15 protein-coding genes are annotated in these 13,742 nt (G+C 64.8%); 9 read left to right on the plus strand and 6 right to left on the minus strand.

Features of this window, described 5'->3' with window-relative positions; genetic code table 11:
- Window positions 1-42: 42 nt before the first annotated feature.
- The 6 genes from HAP41_RS18610 to ku all read right to left on the minus strand — a co-directional run bounded on the left by HAP41_RS18610 (window position 43) and on the right by ku (window position 4,736).
- The gene (locus HAP41_RS18610; protein WP_166098409.1) at window positions 43-1,677 is read right to left on the minus strand and encodes a thiamine pyrophosphate-requiring protein; all 1,635 of its coding nucleotides are present in this window, start codon (window positions 1,675-1,677) and stop codon (window positions 43-45) included.
- Between the two features lie 200 nt (window positions 1,678-1,877).
- A complete protein-coding gene (locus tag HAP41_RS18615; protein ID WP_166098408.1) occupies window positions 1,878-2,312 on the minus strand; it encodes a hypothetical protein in 435 nt (144 codons plus the stop codon).
- 351 nt (window positions 2,313-2,663) lie between these two features.
- Window positions 2,664-2,828: a Flp family type IVb pilin gene (locus HAP41_RS18620; protein WP_014496710.1), complete on the minus strand. Its 165-nt coding sequence runs from the start codon at window positions 2,826-2,828 to the stop codon at window positions 2,664-2,666.
- A 217-nt stretch (window positions 2,829-3,045) separates the two neighbouring features.
- Window positions 3,046-3,237: a hypothetical protein gene (locus HAP41_RS18625; protein WP_175618105.1), complete on the minus strand. Its 192-nt coding sequence runs from the start codon at window positions 3,235-3,237 to the stop codon at window positions 3,046-3,048.
- Between the two features lie 173 nt (window positions 3,238-3,410).
- Entirely contained in the window at window positions 3,411-3,647 is a 237-nt protein-coding gene (locus tag HAP41_RS18630) for a hypothetical protein (protein WP_166098405.1), read from the minus strand.
- Between the two features lie 60 nt (window positions 3,648-3,707).
- Window positions 3,708-4,736, minus strand: coding sequence for a non-homologous end joining protein Ku (gene ku / locus HAP41_RS18635; RefSeq protein ID WP_176400486.1), 1,029 nt, complete (start codon window positions 4,734-4,736; stop codon window positions 3,708-3,710).
- A 197-nt stretch (window positions 4,737-4,933) separates the two neighbouring features.
- On the opposite strand from ku, the gene HAP41_RS18640 reads away from it, so the two are divergent.
- The 9 genes from HAP41_RS18640 to HAP41_RS18680 all read left to right on the plus strand — a co-directional run bounded on the left by HAP41_RS18640 (window position 4,934) and on the right by HAP41_RS18680 (window position 13,650).
- Window positions 4,934-5,089 (plus strand): hypothetical protein, encoded by a 156-nt coding sequence (locus HAP41_RS18640; RefSeq protein WP_166098398.1) that lies wholly within the window; start codon window positions 4,934-4,936, stop codon window positions 5,087-5,089.
- 233 nt (window positions 5,090-5,322) lie between these two features.
- Window positions 5,323-5,997, plus strand: a complete 675-nt coding sequence (locus HAP41_RS18645; RefSeq protein ID WP_014496705.1) for a response regulator transcription factor — start codon at window positions 5,323-5,325, stop codon at window positions 5,995-5,997.
- 92 nt (window positions 5,998-6,089) lie between these two features.
- Complete coding sequence (locus tag HAP41_RS18650) at window positions 6,090-7,466, plus strand: sensor histidine kinase (protein WP_063984549.1); 1,377 nt, start codon at window positions 6,090-6,092, stop codon at window positions 7,464-7,466.
- Between the two features lie 160 nt (window positions 7,467-7,626).
- Window positions 7,627-9,030, plus strand: a complete 1,404-nt coding sequence (locus tag HAP41_RS18655; RefSeq protein WP_166098394.1) for a hypothetical protein — start codon at window positions 7,627-7,629, stop codon at window positions 9,028-9,030.
- A gap of 99 nt (window positions 9,031-9,129) precedes the next feature.
- Window positions 9,130-9,399 (plus strand): hypothetical protein, encoded by a 270-nt coding sequence (locus HAP41_RS18660; protein WP_166105927.1) that lies wholly within the window; start codon window positions 9,130-9,132, stop codon window positions 9,397-9,399.
- Between the two features lie 131 nt (window positions 9,400-9,530).
- Window positions 9,531-10,640, plus strand: coding sequence for a c-type cytochrome biogenesis protein CcmI (gene ccmI / locus HAP41_RS18665; protein WP_166098391.1), 1,110 nt, complete (start codon window positions 9,531-9,533; stop codon window positions 10,638-10,640).
- A gap of 37 nt (window positions 10,641-10,677) precedes the next feature.
- On the plus strand, window positions 10,678-11,187 hold the full coding sequence (gene ccmE / locus HAP41_RS18670) for a cytochrome c maturation protein CcmE (protein WP_063984547.1): 510 nt from the start codon (window positions 10,678-10,680) through the stop codon (window positions 11,185-11,187).
- Window positions 11,184-13,163: a heme lyase CcmF/NrfE family subunit gene (locus tag HAP41_RS18675; RefSeq protein ID WP_063984546.1), complete on the plus strand. Its 1,980-nt coding sequence runs from the start codon at window positions 11,184-11,186 to the stop codon at window positions 13,161-13,163. The genes ccmE and HAP41_RS18675 overlap by 4 nt, the downstream gene beginning before the upstream one ends.
- A 4-nt stretch (window positions 13,164-13,167) precedes the next feature.
- Window positions 13,168-13,650: a cytochrome c-type biogenesis protein gene (locus HAP41_RS18680; protein WP_135214846.1), complete on the plus strand. Its 483-nt coding sequence runs from the start codon at window positions 13,168-13,170 to the stop codon at window positions 13,648-13,650.
- Window positions 13,651-13,742 lie beyond the last annotated feature (92 nt).

The following is a 13,742-nucleotide window of genomic DNA, read 5'->3' on the forward strand; positions in this document are numbered from 1 at the left end:
TCTCCTGCGGCCGGAGCCAGCGCCCACAGCCTTGTGGCCGCCTCAAGTCCCTGGCCGCGACACCTCGGTCTCCTTGCTGGTGATGAACTCCAGCAGCACCGGCACGCCTTCCTTCGTCTTCTGGATGCCGCGCTTGATCGCGGGGATGATGTCCTCCGGCCTCGTCACCCGTTCGCCATGGCCGCCAAAGGCGCGCGCCATTGCGGCATAGTCGCCGGAGATGTCGGTCGAGCGGTATTTCTCGGTCGAGATCGGCATCACCTTCAACTCGATCGCCATCGAGAAATTGTTCAGCAGGATCGACATGATCGGGATGCGCTCGCGCACCGCGGTCTCGAAATCCATGCCGGTGAAACCGATGGCGGCGTCGCCCCAGACATTGATGCAGAGCTTGTCGGGCTTTGCGAGTTTTGCGCCCATCGCGAGCCCAAGGCCGTAGCCGAGCTGCGTCGTCTTGCCCCAGCCGAGATAGGTGAGGGGCTCGACCGCCTTCCAGAACGGCGAGAGCTGGTCGCGCGGACTGCCGGCATCATGGGTGATGATGGTGTTCTTGATGTCGACGGTGTGCTGGAGGTCCCAGAGCACGCGATAGGGGCTGAGCGGCGCGTCATTGCTGGTGAGTTTCGGCATCCATTTCGCCAGCCACTCCTTGTGCGAAGCGGCGATCTCGGCCGCGACCGCTGATGCGTCGCGATCCGCCGTGACGGTCTTGCCGATCTCCTCCAGCAGCGCATCGAGCACGAGGCCAGCATCGCCGACGAGGCCGACCTTGGCTTCCACATCCTTGTTGAGATGGTTCGGATCGAGCGTGGAGTGGATGATGGTCTTGCCCTTCGGCATCGCGACGCCGAAACTGGTCTCTGTGAAGGAACAGCCGATGCCGAAAATGACATCGGCCTCAGCGAGGAATTTTGGAACAGCGCGCGGTACCGCGAGGCCGCCCGAGCCGAGCGACAGCGGATGCGTTTCCGGGAACGATGATTTGCCCCCTAAGCTGGTGGTGACGGGAATGGCGAGCCGCTCGGCGAGCCGCTTCAGTTGCGGCCAGGCCTGCGCGTAGTGCACGCCCTGGCCGGCATAGATCACGGGGCGCTTCGCGTTGACGAGCAGGGCTGCCGCCTCCTTCACATGAACAGGATCGGCGCCGTAGCGCGTGCGCAGCACCGGCGTGTAGTTCAGCGGCTCCGGCACCTCCTCGTTCCACATGTCGGCGGGGATCTCGACAATGACGGGCCCACCGCGGCCGTTCTTGAGCTTGGTGAAGGCGCGGCGGAAGATGTTGGTGACCTCCGCAGCCAGGATGATCGGCTCGGACGATTTGGAAAACGCCTTCATTGCCTCGCTGGAATTGAAGTTCGGCTCGATATGCGCGAGCCGGCGCTGATAGCCCATCGGCAGCACGAGCACGGGCACGGATTCGCCATAGCATTGCGCAACGCCGCCCATCGCGTTCTCGGCGCTGGGCCCGTGCTGCATGCAGAACGCGCCGATCGAACGCCCCGACGTCACGCGCGAGATCGCATCCGCCATGTGCACCCCGACGCGCTCCTGCCGCACCATCACCGGCCGGATCTCGGCCTTGGCCGCGTGCTCGATCAGATGGTTGACCGGATAGCCGCAGAGGATCTCGATCCCCTCGCGCTTCATGATTTCCGCAATGGCGGTGCCGAGCTTCATGGCGTCTCTCTCCTCAGGCTTGGCCGGTTGCTCCGGCCGATTGGAGAGAGAGGATCAGGAAACGCCGGGACGGTAAAGCACGGGTGGGCGACGGTCGCGGTAGGTCAGCCATGCAGCGAGCTGCCGTAGCCCGGATAGGGCGACTTGTCCGCTGTAGCTCAAAGAGCGAAGGCGGAAGAGCAATCCGGGCTACAAACGTCCTACTTGCAGTTTTTGCAGATCGTCAGCTTTCGTTTCAGCGCCTCGTCTTCCTGATCGACCGATGACTGGCCGCCGAGGCCATTTGTATCGGGATTGGACGTGGAATTGGACTTGGAGCCCTTTGCTGCGCGTGACCTCACAGGCGGCGTCACCTGGCTTGAGGCGTCATTGTCGTCGACGGTGCCTACACTGAAGCCATCGTAGTCGGCGGCCGGATTAGGCATCGGCGGAGGCCCGCCGATCACAGGGGGCGAAGCCTCCCTGCCGGATGTCGCCGGCGGAATTCTGGAAGTTTTGGCGCTCGCGCGCGGCGGCGATGCATTGGGCGGAGCAAGCGAAACCGGAGGCGCGACCGAAGTCTGTCCTCTCGCGCTGTCGTGCGACCAGGCGCCGACAAACATGAGGCTGAGAGCCAAGATCGTCGCGCTTCTCATCCGCATCCTTCAAATCGCTCTGGTCCAATGATTGAGCATGGCCCGTCGAACCACGCCGGGCCGAAGACTATCAGGACTCAAAAGGCCGTCAAAGCGCGGGAGCGGCGAGGATGTGGTTGCTTGAAAGACGTTGTGTAGCGTCCGGGACATGATTTTGAGTGCGTTACGGGCCACGCACCACTATTGCGATCGCAGCGAGGTAATCCAGAATTCCTCCGCGGAAGGACTCTGGATTGCTTCGCTATCGCTCGCAATGACGAGATCGGGGAGGGAGCATGCGCCGACGGCCGCGCCGGGGTCGGCGCGTGCAGGACGTCGCCTCAGGCCAGGGCGGCCGTTACGAGGCGGCCGTCACTTCAGCGACGAGCTGATCGAGTTGAACTTGTTGTTGAGGAGCTGGCTGCCCGTGTTGTTCACGACGGTCACGATCGCCAGTGCAATGCCGGCGGCAATCAGGCCGTATTCGATGGCGGTTGCGCCAGTCTCATCGGCAAGGAAAGACCTAAGCAAAGTCATTGCCAACTCCTCTTCATCCGATCCAATGTGTGGCAGCGTCGTTTTCGGACTGGTAAATAGATCGAATAGATTTTTCTGCGCGACGGAAGAATGAAGCCCGGGCGGCCGCGCCTCCGTCACATACGATGGCATCCATTAAATTAAGGTTCCATCGATCCATCCAAATGGATTCAAATCGACAGCCTCCCGCAAGGACACGCGGAAGCCGGTGGGCCTGTCAGGGCGTGATGGTCGGGCCCGGTGCGGCGGGGAGGCGGCGCTTCAGCACGGTCGCGAGACGGCCGACGAAGTTCTTCATCGTGCCCGGCTGCGGCCGCGGCGTCGTGCTCGCCGCCTGCTCGCGATCAGGCGCGTCGTTCACGATGCTGATGTAGTTCTTTCTGACGTCCTGCTGCACGGGGGCACGCAAACCTTGGCTCGATCGGAGCCGGAACCATGCTGCGCATAAGGGGAACCAACGGTTAATTTTGTCGCCCGTAGGAATACCCTGTCGTGCTGGACACGAGGGCGCCGATTAACGGTTTGTTGAGCCTGTTCGTCACGGTCGGCACGGATGCCTGCCAGGGATGACAACCAAGGCGCTCATCGGCCGCGGCCGTCCGCATTCAGCGCCCGCAACATCGCGATGCGGGCGAACATCACCCAGCCGCCGCCCGTCTCGGCTGCGTTGATCAAGGTCTCGATGGCGGTCTGCCAGTGCACCTCGTGCTGTGCGTCCTCAGGCAGCTGCATGATGTAGTCCGCCGCGTCTTGCAGCGTCAGCAGCTTGCGCTTGTGACTTACGCGAACGGGATCGTCGAACGCGGTCGACCAGGGCATGTCAGGCCGGCCGATCGGCGAGGGGAGACATCACGGCGCGATTGCAGACGCGGATTGCGTCTAACCGGCCTTCTTCGCCCGCGCCGGCGCGCGGACCGGCTTGTCGGCCTTCTTGGGCGGCGCTTCCTTGGCTGCTGCAGTCTTGTCACCCTTGCCGGTGATCGGCAGCAGCATCTCGCGCTGGCCCTCGACGCGCTTCTTCGGCTTCTTGCCCTTGACGGTCTCCCTGACGGGCTCCTTGGCGGCCTTGGCCGCGGGCGCCATGTCCTTCTCGCTGGCGATGCTCTTCTTCAGCGCGTCCATCAGGTTGATGACGTTGCCGCCGGTCTTCGGCGCGGCCTTCGCCGCGATCGGTGCACCGCTGCGCTTCTTGTTGATGAGGTCGATCAACGCCGTCTCGTAGTGGTCTTCGAACAGCTCGGGCTCGAATGCGCCGGACTTCTTCTCGACGATGTGCTTGGCAAGGTCGAGCATGTCCCTGGTCAGCTTCACGTCCTGGATGTCGTCGAAATATTCCTTCTCGCTGCGGACCTCGTAGGGATAGCGCAGCAGCGTGCCCATCAGGCCGCTCTCGAGCGGCTCCAGCGCGATGATGTGCTCGCGGTTGGCCAGCACGACGCGGCCGATCGCGACCTTGTCCATGCTGCGGATGGTCTCGCGGATCACCGCGAAGGCGTCGTGGCCGACCTTGCCGTCAGGCACGAGATAATAGGGGCGGATCAGATAGCGGCTGTCGATATCGGTCTTCGGCACGAACTCGTCGATCTCGATCGTGTGCGTGGAGTCAAGCGCGATGTCGTCGAGCTCGTCCTTGGTGACCTCGATATAGGTGTCGGTGTCGACCTTGTAGCCCTTGACGATGTCCTCGGAGGTCACCTCGTCGCCGGTCTCGGCGTCGACCTTGAGGTACTTGATCCGGTGGCCGGTCTTGCGGTTGATCTGGTTGAACGAGACCTTCTCGGTATCCGAAGTGGCCGGATACAGCGCGACCGGGCAGGTCACGAGCGACAGACGCAGAAAACCCTTCCAATTGGCGCGGGGGGGGGGGCATGGGCTACTCCAAACGCAACGGGGACAGAGGACGAGGATACCATCGGGGAACAACGAATCATAGCAAGGCGGATTGCGGAATCTTGCAACTGCGTTAACCGGCCGCCCGGCGCGCGGTTGCAGCCTGATGCAGCGGCAAAAACCGGAACATCATATCCAATCACGCGTTGGCTTAAGACATCAGGCCGCGAGGGGGTTGCGAGCACCGCAGCCGACATCCAGAGATTGAGGGCGTTATGGCAACCACGCGAGAGCACGATCAGATCGTCGAAACCGCCACCGAGGCGCGTCAGGGCGAACCGGGGCCGTCAGTGGCGGCCCTGCTTACCATCTCGATCGGGCTCGCGATCCTGATCCTTGCCGTCATCTGGTTCGTGTTCTTCCGGACCTGACGGCCGATCGACGGGACGGTTCGGACCTTCCGACTCGCCGCGTAACGCGGCACATTGCGCCCGCCACGCCCGCCGGCTCGTCCGGTGGCTGCTTGGCGGGCGCCGTCGCGTCGGCGCTTGAGAAGCTCTATATGACCAAAAAGTAACGCGGCCGGTTCCCCGTGTTCATATTCAGTTCACGCCGGAATTGCTCATCTCTGGCGATCGATTGTGCAGTCTATTTCTGGAGAAGCGTGCGCCTGCTTGTTGTTGAGGACGACCCCGATCTCAATCGGCAGCTCACCAAGGCGCTGACCGACGCCGGCTACGTCGTCGATCGTGCCTTCGACGGCGAGGAGGGGCATTATCTCGGCGATAATGAGCCCTACGATGCCGTTGTGCTCGACATCGGCCTGCCGAAGAAGGACGGCATCTCGGTGCTGGAAGCCTGGCGCCGCAACGGCCGTACCATGCCGGTCCTGATCCTCACCGCGCGCGACCGCTGGAGCGACAAGGTCCAGGGGTTCGATGCCGGCGCCGACGATTACGTGCCGAAGCCGTTCCATCTCGAGGAGGTGCTGGCGCGCATCCGCGCGCTGCTGCGCCGCTCCACCGGCCATGCCCAGAGCGAATTGAGTTGCGGCCCCGTCACGCTCGACACCAGGACCGGGCGGGTCAGCGTCTCCGGCAATCCGGTCAAGATGACCTCGCACGAATATCGGCTTCTGGCCTACCTGATGCACCATTCGGGGCGCGTCGTGTCCCGCACCGAGCTGGTCGAACACCTGTACGACCAGGACTTCGACCGCGACTCCAACACCATCGAGGTCTTCGTCGGCCGCATCCGCAAGAAGCTCGACGTCGACATCATCCAGACCGTTCGCGGCCTCGGCTATCTCCTGACCCCGCCGCCTGCTCCCGGCGCTTGAGGCGTCAGGACTTGACGGCCGGCCGAACAGGGGCCTTGGTCCGGTCATGATGTCCGACGCCCCGCCCCCCTGCGCCTGCCGGGATCCTTCCGATGGCCGCTAGCTCGCTTGCCAATCGCCTGTTCCTGTCGGCGACGGCGTGGCTCGTGGTGATCCTGGCCATCACCGGGGTGGTGCTGTCGTCGGTCTACAAGAGCGCCACCGAGCGCGCCTTCGACCGCCGGCTCAATCTCTATCTGCGCACCCTCATCGCCGAGGTCGCGACGCCCGACGAGCCGCCGGACCGTCAGTTCCAGTCGCTCGGCGAGCCCCTGTTCGAGCTGCCGCTGTCAGGCTGGTACTGGCAGATCACGCGGACCGACACCGAAAAGCCGGAGGTGCGCTCCTCGCGCTCGCTCTGGGACAAGAAGCTGCCGAAGCTGGAGGAGCAGGGCACCGAGCTCACCGCTGCCGGCATCCGCCTCGCCTATGTCGACGGCCCCGAGGGACAGAACCTGCGCATGGTGGAGCGGCCGGTCGATCTCGGCGCGGACGGCAAATATCTGGTCAGCGTCGCCGGCGACGACACCGAGATTTTCGACGAGACGCGGAGCTTCGACTACTATCTCGGCGGCACCTTCACCGCGCTCGGCATCGTGCTGCTGCTGACCACGGTGTTCCAGGTGAGGTTCGGTCTCGCGCCCCTCAAGCGCATCTCGGAATCTATCGCCGACATCCGCTCCGGGCGGGCGGAGCGGCTCGAAGGTGAATTCCCGGTCGAGATCGCGCCGTTGGCGCGCGAGACCAACGCGCTGATCGATGCCAATCGCGAGATCGTCGAGCGCGCGCGCACCCATGTCGGCAATCTCGCCCATGCGATCAAGACGCCGCTCTCGGTGATCGTGAATGAGGCCGGCACGCACGCCACCGAGCCGTTCGCAGCCAAGGTGATGGAGCAGGCGGACGTGATGCGCGACCAGCTCGCCCATCATCTGGAGCGCGCGCGCATCGCGGCACGCGTCTCGGTGGTCGCGACCGTGACGGAGGTCGCACCCGTCATCGAGGCGCTGCGGCGGACCATGGAGAAGATCCATCGCGATCGCGGGATACTGGTCGAGGCCAAGGCCGATCCGTCCGCAAAGTTTCGCGGCGAGCGGCAAGATCTGGAGGAGATGGTCGGCAATCTCGTCGACAATGCCTGCAAATGGGCGGCCTCGCAGGTCTTCATCGAGGTTCTGGTGGAAGCGCCGCACCAGACGGGCGCCGGCCCGCGCCTGCGGATCATCGTCGACGACGATGGCCGCGGCCTGTCGGAGGCCGAGCGCGCCCAGGTCTCCCGGCGCGGCCAGCGGCTCGACGAGTCCAAGCCCGGCTCGGGGCTCGGCCTGTCCATCGTGACCGACCTCGCCGCGCTCTATGGCGGCAGCCTCTCGCTCGCGGGCGCCCCGACCGGTGGCCTGCGGGCGGAGCTGGTCCTCCCCGGAATATAATCCTTTGTTCCGGCACGACTATTTGGCTGGTCCGGTACCATCCGGACCAAACCGGAGCTATTTCGGAGCGACTTCCTAAACGGCTTCTTAAGTGGGCCCCATCTATGATCGCGCAGGACGCATCCCACGTCTGCCATTTTATCGTGCATCACCCGGGCGCATGAGCCAGACATCGATCGAGCGGCTGAGGGAATATCTCGCGCAGCTCCCGCCGCAGTCGCAGGCGCTGCTGATGCGGGAGTTCGAACGCGCGCTCGAGCGCGGCCAGGACACGGCGGTGGCGACCCTCGTGCTCGAGCAGCTGCGCAAGATCGTCCGCAAGACCGAAGTTGACGAGGCTGCGCCGCCGCGCACGGACGATCTGTCGCGGCTGTTGTTCCAGGTGCTGGAACCATTCCTGGTCGAGACGGGCGCCCCTGTCAGGGTCGGCCAGATCCGCCGCTCCTCGCTGCATCCGATCTGGCAATGGCTCGGCCGCGATGGCGCCCCCGACAAGGTCAACGAATTCGAGGCGGCGCTGGCGCGCATGCCGGCCTCAGACAGTGCAGGGCAGGTCGAAGCCCTCGCCGCGAAGCTCCAGGCCGTGGCCGCGGATGCCATCTTCGGGTTGACGGGTCCCAGCGGCGGCGACAAGTCGCGCGCGCTCGCCCGCGTCGGCCCGCCCAACGTGATCGAGGACCTCTATTCGATCGGAGCGGTGCTTCAGGTCCGGGAGGCCATCGCCACGCTGAACGAGAAGCTGCCGCGCTTCCTGCGTACCTTCGGCGAGGCCCAGATCGCATCTGTGACGTCCACACTCAACATCCCCGCGCTCCAGACGCCGCAGATGCTGGCCTTCGCGCTGTCGATGGTCGTGCAGCGGATGACCGCGCCGTGGCAGATCATCCGCCTCGCCATCAAGATTGCCGCGTCCGACGACGAGATCCGCGTCGCGGCGACGCCCTACGGCGTGGCCGTCACGATCGCCCTGCATGATTTGTCCTGCGTTGCCGCGATCCTGCGCATGGATATCAAGCGCGGCCATTTCGAGAACGTCGCCGACAATCTCAAGGCGCTGCATGACGGCGTGCGCGGTCTTCGCACGGAGCTCGATCTGCGCAACGATTCCGTCTGGGGCAAGCAGCTGACCTCGATCCGGGCCGACATCTCCAATGCGCTGCAATCGGAGATCGACAGCGTTCCCGGCCGGGTTCGCCGCATCCTGCGCCAGCGCGCCGAGAAGGACATTCCGCCGGGCGCGCGGATCGATAGCACCGAGGTCGAGGAAACCGCGGCGCTGATCGATTTCGTCGCGACCTGCCGCAACTATGCGAGCGAGCTTGCGATCAACGAAGTGACGCTGCGCACCTATTCCGATCTCCAGCAATATGTCGAACGCTCGACCGAGCAGTTGGTGCAGTCGCTGCGTGCGGCCGATCACAAGGTCCGCACCTATCGGCAGCAGCAGGTCCAGGCCGCGATCCGGTTCTGCCAGGTGCTGTTCGGCGATGATTATGCGTCGCTGATGAGCCGCGCCGCGGAGAACGCGGCCACGGGCGAGCGCAAATCGTCGCGGGCAAGCTGATCAAGCGCATTTTTTTGTGATCACAATTTGTGGTTGACGGTGCCGGTGGCGGGCCCTACGGTCGCCGTGCAAATTTTTGGAATTTCTATCTGTGGGCGCATGAAACCCCTTATCAGCTCCATCGAAATTGAAAACCGCGTCATCGTTGCCAAGTATCAGAGGCTGATGGTTGGCGCGAAGGTGGTGCTGATCGAGAAGGCAAGCGGCCGCCAACTGCCTGAGACCGTCACCAGGGTTGCATCGCCCGTTCCCGTCGGGGCGTTGCGCATCAAATTGCCTGAAGCAATCGAGCCGGGAACATACTTCCTGAGGGCCTTCAACGGGCACGGCGAGGACGCCGCTCAAAGCGCGGACTTCGAGATCGGTTAAGCCGTTGGATTTTCACAGTTTCGGGACTGTGTGCGGTCGCGCCGAATTGACAATTGTCAATTGCCGCATCGTCCGGCCGTGGTGTAAAGCCACCTATGGGCGCGGTTCGCGCGCCGCCGGAAGCTTGCCAGATGACGCTATGGTTCGTGTTCGCGCTGATGACGGTCGCGGCGATTTTCGCCGTGCTTCTGCCGCTCGGCCGCGGCGGACGCGCGCAAAATCAGGGGAGCGAGGTCGCGGTCTACAAGGACCAGTTGGCCGAGATCGAGCGTGATCTCGCCGCAGGACTGATCGCCGCGCCGGAAGCCGAGGCCGCACGTGTCGAGATCAGCCGCAGGCTGCTTGCCGCGGCCGGGAGCGAGCCGGTATCGGAACCGACATCGAGCCTCAAATGGCGCCGCGCGGCGGCTGTGCTGGCGCTTGCCGGCCTGCCGCTCATTGCGATCGGCGTCTACATGCCGCTCGGCTCGCCCAGGCTCCAGGACTTTCCCCTGGCGCAGCGGGAGCGCGGGGCAGGGTCCGGCATGGCGCTCGAGAATCTCGTCGTGCAGGTCGAGCAGCATCTGGAAAAGAATCCGACCGACGGGCGCGGCTGGAACGTGCTCGCGCCGGTGCTGGTGCGGCTTGGCCGCTTCGACGATGCGGTGCGCGCCTATCGCAACTCGCTCACCTACAATGGCGAGAGTTCGGAGCGCCGGGCCGATCTCGGCGAGGCGATCGCGGCTGCTGCCGGCGGTGTGGTGACCGCCGAGGCCAAGACCGAATTCGAGCGCGCGCGTGGCCTGAACGCGGACGATCCCAAGGCGAACTATTTCCTCGGGCTTGCCGCCGAGCAGGATGGCCGCAAGGACGACGCCGCCAACATCTGGCGCTCACTGCTGGCGAAAGCGCCGGCGGATGCGCCGTGGCGTCCTCTGGTGCAGACCTCGCTGGCGCGGGTCGGCGGCGGTGGTGCTACGATGCCGGCGCTGTCGGACGAGACGATCGCAGCCTCCAAGGACATGAACGAGGGCGATCGCAACGCAATGGTGCGCGGCATGGTCGAACGCCTGGCCACCCGGCTGAGGCAGAACGGCGATGATGTCGAGGGTTGGCTGCGCCTGGTGCGCGCCTATCTCGTGATGGGCGATCGTGACAAGGCAATGGGCGCTTCGACCGACGCGCGACAGGCCGTCGCCAACGACGTAGCGCGGCTGCGCCAGCTCAACGAAGGCCTCAAGACTCTCGGGCTCGACGGATGACGATGTCGGGACGAGGCGAGCGGAGAACGGATACGCGATGACGCGCAAGCAGCGACGTATGACCATCATCGGCGGCTCCCTCGCGGTGCTCGCGCTTGCGGCCGCGCTCGTGCTCAACGCTCTGCGCGACTCCATCGTGTTCTTCTCGACGCCGACGATGGTCGCCGAAAAGCACGTCGAGCCCGGCAAGCGGTTCCGTCTCGGCGGCCTGGTGCAGCCCGGCTCGCTCCAGCGCGGCGATAATCTCGCCGTGACCTTCGAGGTTGCCGACGGTGGCGCCAAGCTGCCGGTCGCCTACAAGGGCATCCTGCCCGACCTGTTCCGGGAAGGGCAGGGCGTGGTCGCCGAAGGCGCGCTCGACGCCAATGGCGTGTTCAAGGCCGACACCGTGCTCGCCAAGCACGATGAGACCTACATGCCCAAGGAAGTCGCCGATGCCCTGAAGAAGCAGGGGCACTGGAAGGACGATTACGGCGCCAAGGCTTCTGATAGCGTCAAGCCCGCGGCGACGACCGCGCAGGGCAACCCGCAGGGAGCAGTGCGTTGATCGCGGAATCCGGACACTACGCGCTGGTGCTGGCCCTCGGCCTGGCGCTGATCCAGTCCATCGTGCCGCTGATCGGTGCGCGCTTGCGCGATGACGCGCTGATGAACGTGGCGCGCTCCGCCGCGCTGGCGCAGCTGCTGTTCGTCGGTGCGTCGTTCATCGCGCTCGTGATGCTTCACGTGAACTCGGATTTCTCCGTCGCCAACGTCTACGAGAACTCCCATTCGATGAAGCCGCTGATCTACAAGATCACCGGCGTGTGGGGGAACCATGAAGGCTCGATGCTGCTGTGGGTGTCGATCCTGGCGCTGTTCGGCGGAATGGTCGCCGCCTTCGGCAACAATCTGCCGCTGTCGCTGCGCGCGCATGTGCTGGCCGTGCAGGCGTGGATCGCCAGCGCCTTCTATCTCTTCATCCTGGTGACATCGAACCCGTTCCTGCGCATCGCCAATCCGCCGATCGAGGGACGCGATCTCAATCCGGTGCTCCAGGACATCGGCCTCGCCGTGCATCCGCCGATGCTCTATCTCGGTTATGTCGGCTTCTCGATCTCGTTCTCCTTCGCCATCGCGGCGCTGATGGAGGGGCGGATCGACGCGGCCTGGGCGCGCTGGGTGCGGCCGTGGACGCTGGTGGCCTGGATCTTCCTGACGCTCGGCATCGCGATGGGCTCGTACTGGGCGTATTACGAGCTCGGCTGGGGCGGCTGGTGGTTCTGGGATCCGGTCGAAAACGCCTCGCTGATGCCGTGGCTCGCCGGCACGGCGCTGCTGCACTCGGCGCTGGTGATGGAGAAGCGCAACGCGCTGAAGGTCTGGACCATCCTGCTGTCGATCCTGACCTTCTCGCTGTCGCTGCTCGGCACCTTCCTGGTGCGTTCGGGCGTCATCACCTCCGTGCACGCTTTCGCCACCGATCCGACGCGCGGCGTGTTCATCCTGCTGATCCTCTGCCTGTTCATCGGCGGCAGCCTGTCGCTGTTCGCAGGGCGCGCGACCTCGTTGAAGCAGGGCGGCCTGTTCGCGCCGATCTCGCGCGAGGGCGCGCTGGTCTTGAACAATCTGCTGCTCAGCGTAGCCTGCGCGGTCGTGCTGTTCGGCACGCTCTATCCGCTGGCGATGGAAGCGCTCGACTTCAAGATGTCGGTCGGCGCGCCCTTCTACAATCTCACCTTCGTCCCGCTGTTCGCGCTGCTGCTGCTCGTGGTGCCGTTCGGGCCGATGCTGGCGTGGAAGCGCGGCGATCTGCTCGGCGTCACCCAGCGGCTGCTTGCGGCGGGCGTTGCCGCGCTCGTTGTGATCGCCATCGTCTGGGCCTGGACCCGTGGTGGCAGTGCGCTGGCACCATTGGCAATTGGGCTTGGAGTCTTCGTCATCGCCGGTGCCGTGACCGATCTGTCCGAACGGACCGGTTTGTTCCGCCTGCCGTTCGCAACGACGCTGCACCGGGCCCGCGGCCTGCCGCGTTCGGCCTGGGGTTCTGTGTTTGCCCATGCGGGCCTCGGCGTCGCGCTGATCGGGATCGTCTGCGAGACCACCTGGAACAGCGAGTATATCGCGACCATGAAGCAGAACGACGTTGCACACGTCGCCGGCTATGATCTCAAGCTCGACGGCCTGTCCCAGCGTCAGGGGCCGAACTTCCGCGAGATGATCGCCGAGTTCAACGTCAGCCGCGACGGTGAGAAGATCAGCGTCATGACGCCGTCCAAGCGCAACTTCACGACGCGCGGGTCCTCGACCACCGAGGCCGCATTGCTGACGCGCGGCGCGAGCCAGCTCTACGTTTCCCTCGGCGACGCGACTGCCGATGGCGCCATTGCGGTGCGCATCTATCACAAGCCGCTGGTGCTGCTGATCTGGTGGGGGCCGGTGCTCATGGCCTTTGGCGGCATGCTGTCGCTGTCCGACCGGCGCCTGCGGGTCGGCGCACCGAAGCCGGCGCGGGCCAAGCAGCGCCTTCAGCCGGCGGAGTGATCCGATGCGGCGGATGATGGTCACGATCGTTGCGCTCATGCTGCTGGCTTTGCCCGCCGCCCACGCCGTGCAGCCCGACGAGATCATGTCGGATCCCGTGAAGGAGGCACGCGCCCGCGACTTGTCGCGCGAGCTGCGCTGCATGGTCTGCCAGAACCAGTCGATCGACGATTCCGACGCGCCGCTGGCGCGCGATTTGCGGCTGCTGGTGCGCGAGCGGATCGCTGCCGGCGACAGCAATTCGCAGGTGCTCGACTTCCTGGTCGCGCGCTATGGCGAGTTCGTGCTGCTCAAGCCGCGCTTCGAGCGGCAGACCATGCTGTTGTGGCTGCTCGCGCCGCTGCTGCTGATCAGCGGCGGCCTGGCGCTCTGGCTGCAAATCCGCCGGCGCGCGCGAAGCGGTGCAGACCTACCAGCTCCGCCGCTCACTGCGGATGAAGAGTCGCAGCTCGCCGCCTTGATGTCGGACGAGACGAAGTCGTCCTAGGCTACGTAATGATACGTAGGCCGTCTGCCACAGCGTGTTTCATGCTCTGTTGACCTTTGTCTGGAAGCTTGTCGCGAAATTCAATTCCAGAT

It is taken from the genome of Bradyrhizobium barranii subsp. apii (assembly GCF_011516635.5).
Lineage (GTDB): Bacteria > Pseudomonadota > Alphaproteobacteria > Rhizobiales > Xanthobacteraceae > Bradyrhizobium > Bradyrhizobium barranii.

Bases quoted from the DNA above. Each gene is read 5' to 3' on its own strand.
- HAP41_RS18610 (WP_166098409.1), bottom strand. From the start codon at position 1,677: ATGAAGCTCGGCACCGCCATTGCGGAAATCATGAAGCGCGAGGGGATC.
- HAP41_RS18615 (WP_166098408.1), bottom strand. From the start codon at position 2,312: ATGAGAAGCGCGACGATCTTGGCTCTCAGCCTCATGTTTGTCGGCGCC.
- HAP41_RS18620 (WP_014496710.1), bottom strand. From the start codon at position 2,828: ATGACTTTGCTTAGGTCTTTCCTTGCCGATGAGACTGGCGCAACCGCC.
- HAP41_RS18630 (WP_166098405.1), bottom strand. From the start codon at position 3,647: ATGCCCTGGTCGACCGCGTTCGACGATCCCGTTCGCGTAAGTCACAAG.
- HAP41_RS18640 (WP_166098398.1), top strand. From the start codon at position 4,934: ATGGCAACCACGCGAGAGCACGATCAGATCGTCGAAACCGCCACCGAG.
- HAP41_RS18650 (WP_063984549.1), top strand. From the start codon at position 6,090: ATGGCCGCTAGCTCGCTTGCCAATCGCCTGTTCCTGTCGGCGACGGCG.
- HAP41_RS18655 (WP_166098394.1), top strand. From the start codon at position 7,627: ATGAGCCAGACATCGATCGAGCGGCTGAGGGAATATCTCGCGCAGCTC.
- HAP41_RS18660 (WP_166105927.1), top strand. From the start codon at position 9,130: ATGAAACCCCTTATCAGCTCCATCGAAATTGAAAACCGCGTCATCGTT.
- ccmI (WP_166098391.1), top strand. From the start codon at position 9,531: ATGACGCTATGGTTCGTGTTCGCGCTGATGACGGTCGCGGCGATTTTC.
- ccmE (WP_063984547.1), top strand. From the start codon at position 10,678: ATGACGCGCAAGCAGCGACGTATGACCATCATCGGCGGCTCCCTCGCG.
- HAP41_RS18680 (WP_135214846.1), top strand. From the start codon at position 13,168: ATGCGGCGGATGATGGTCACGATCGTTGCGCTCATGCTGCTGGCTTTG.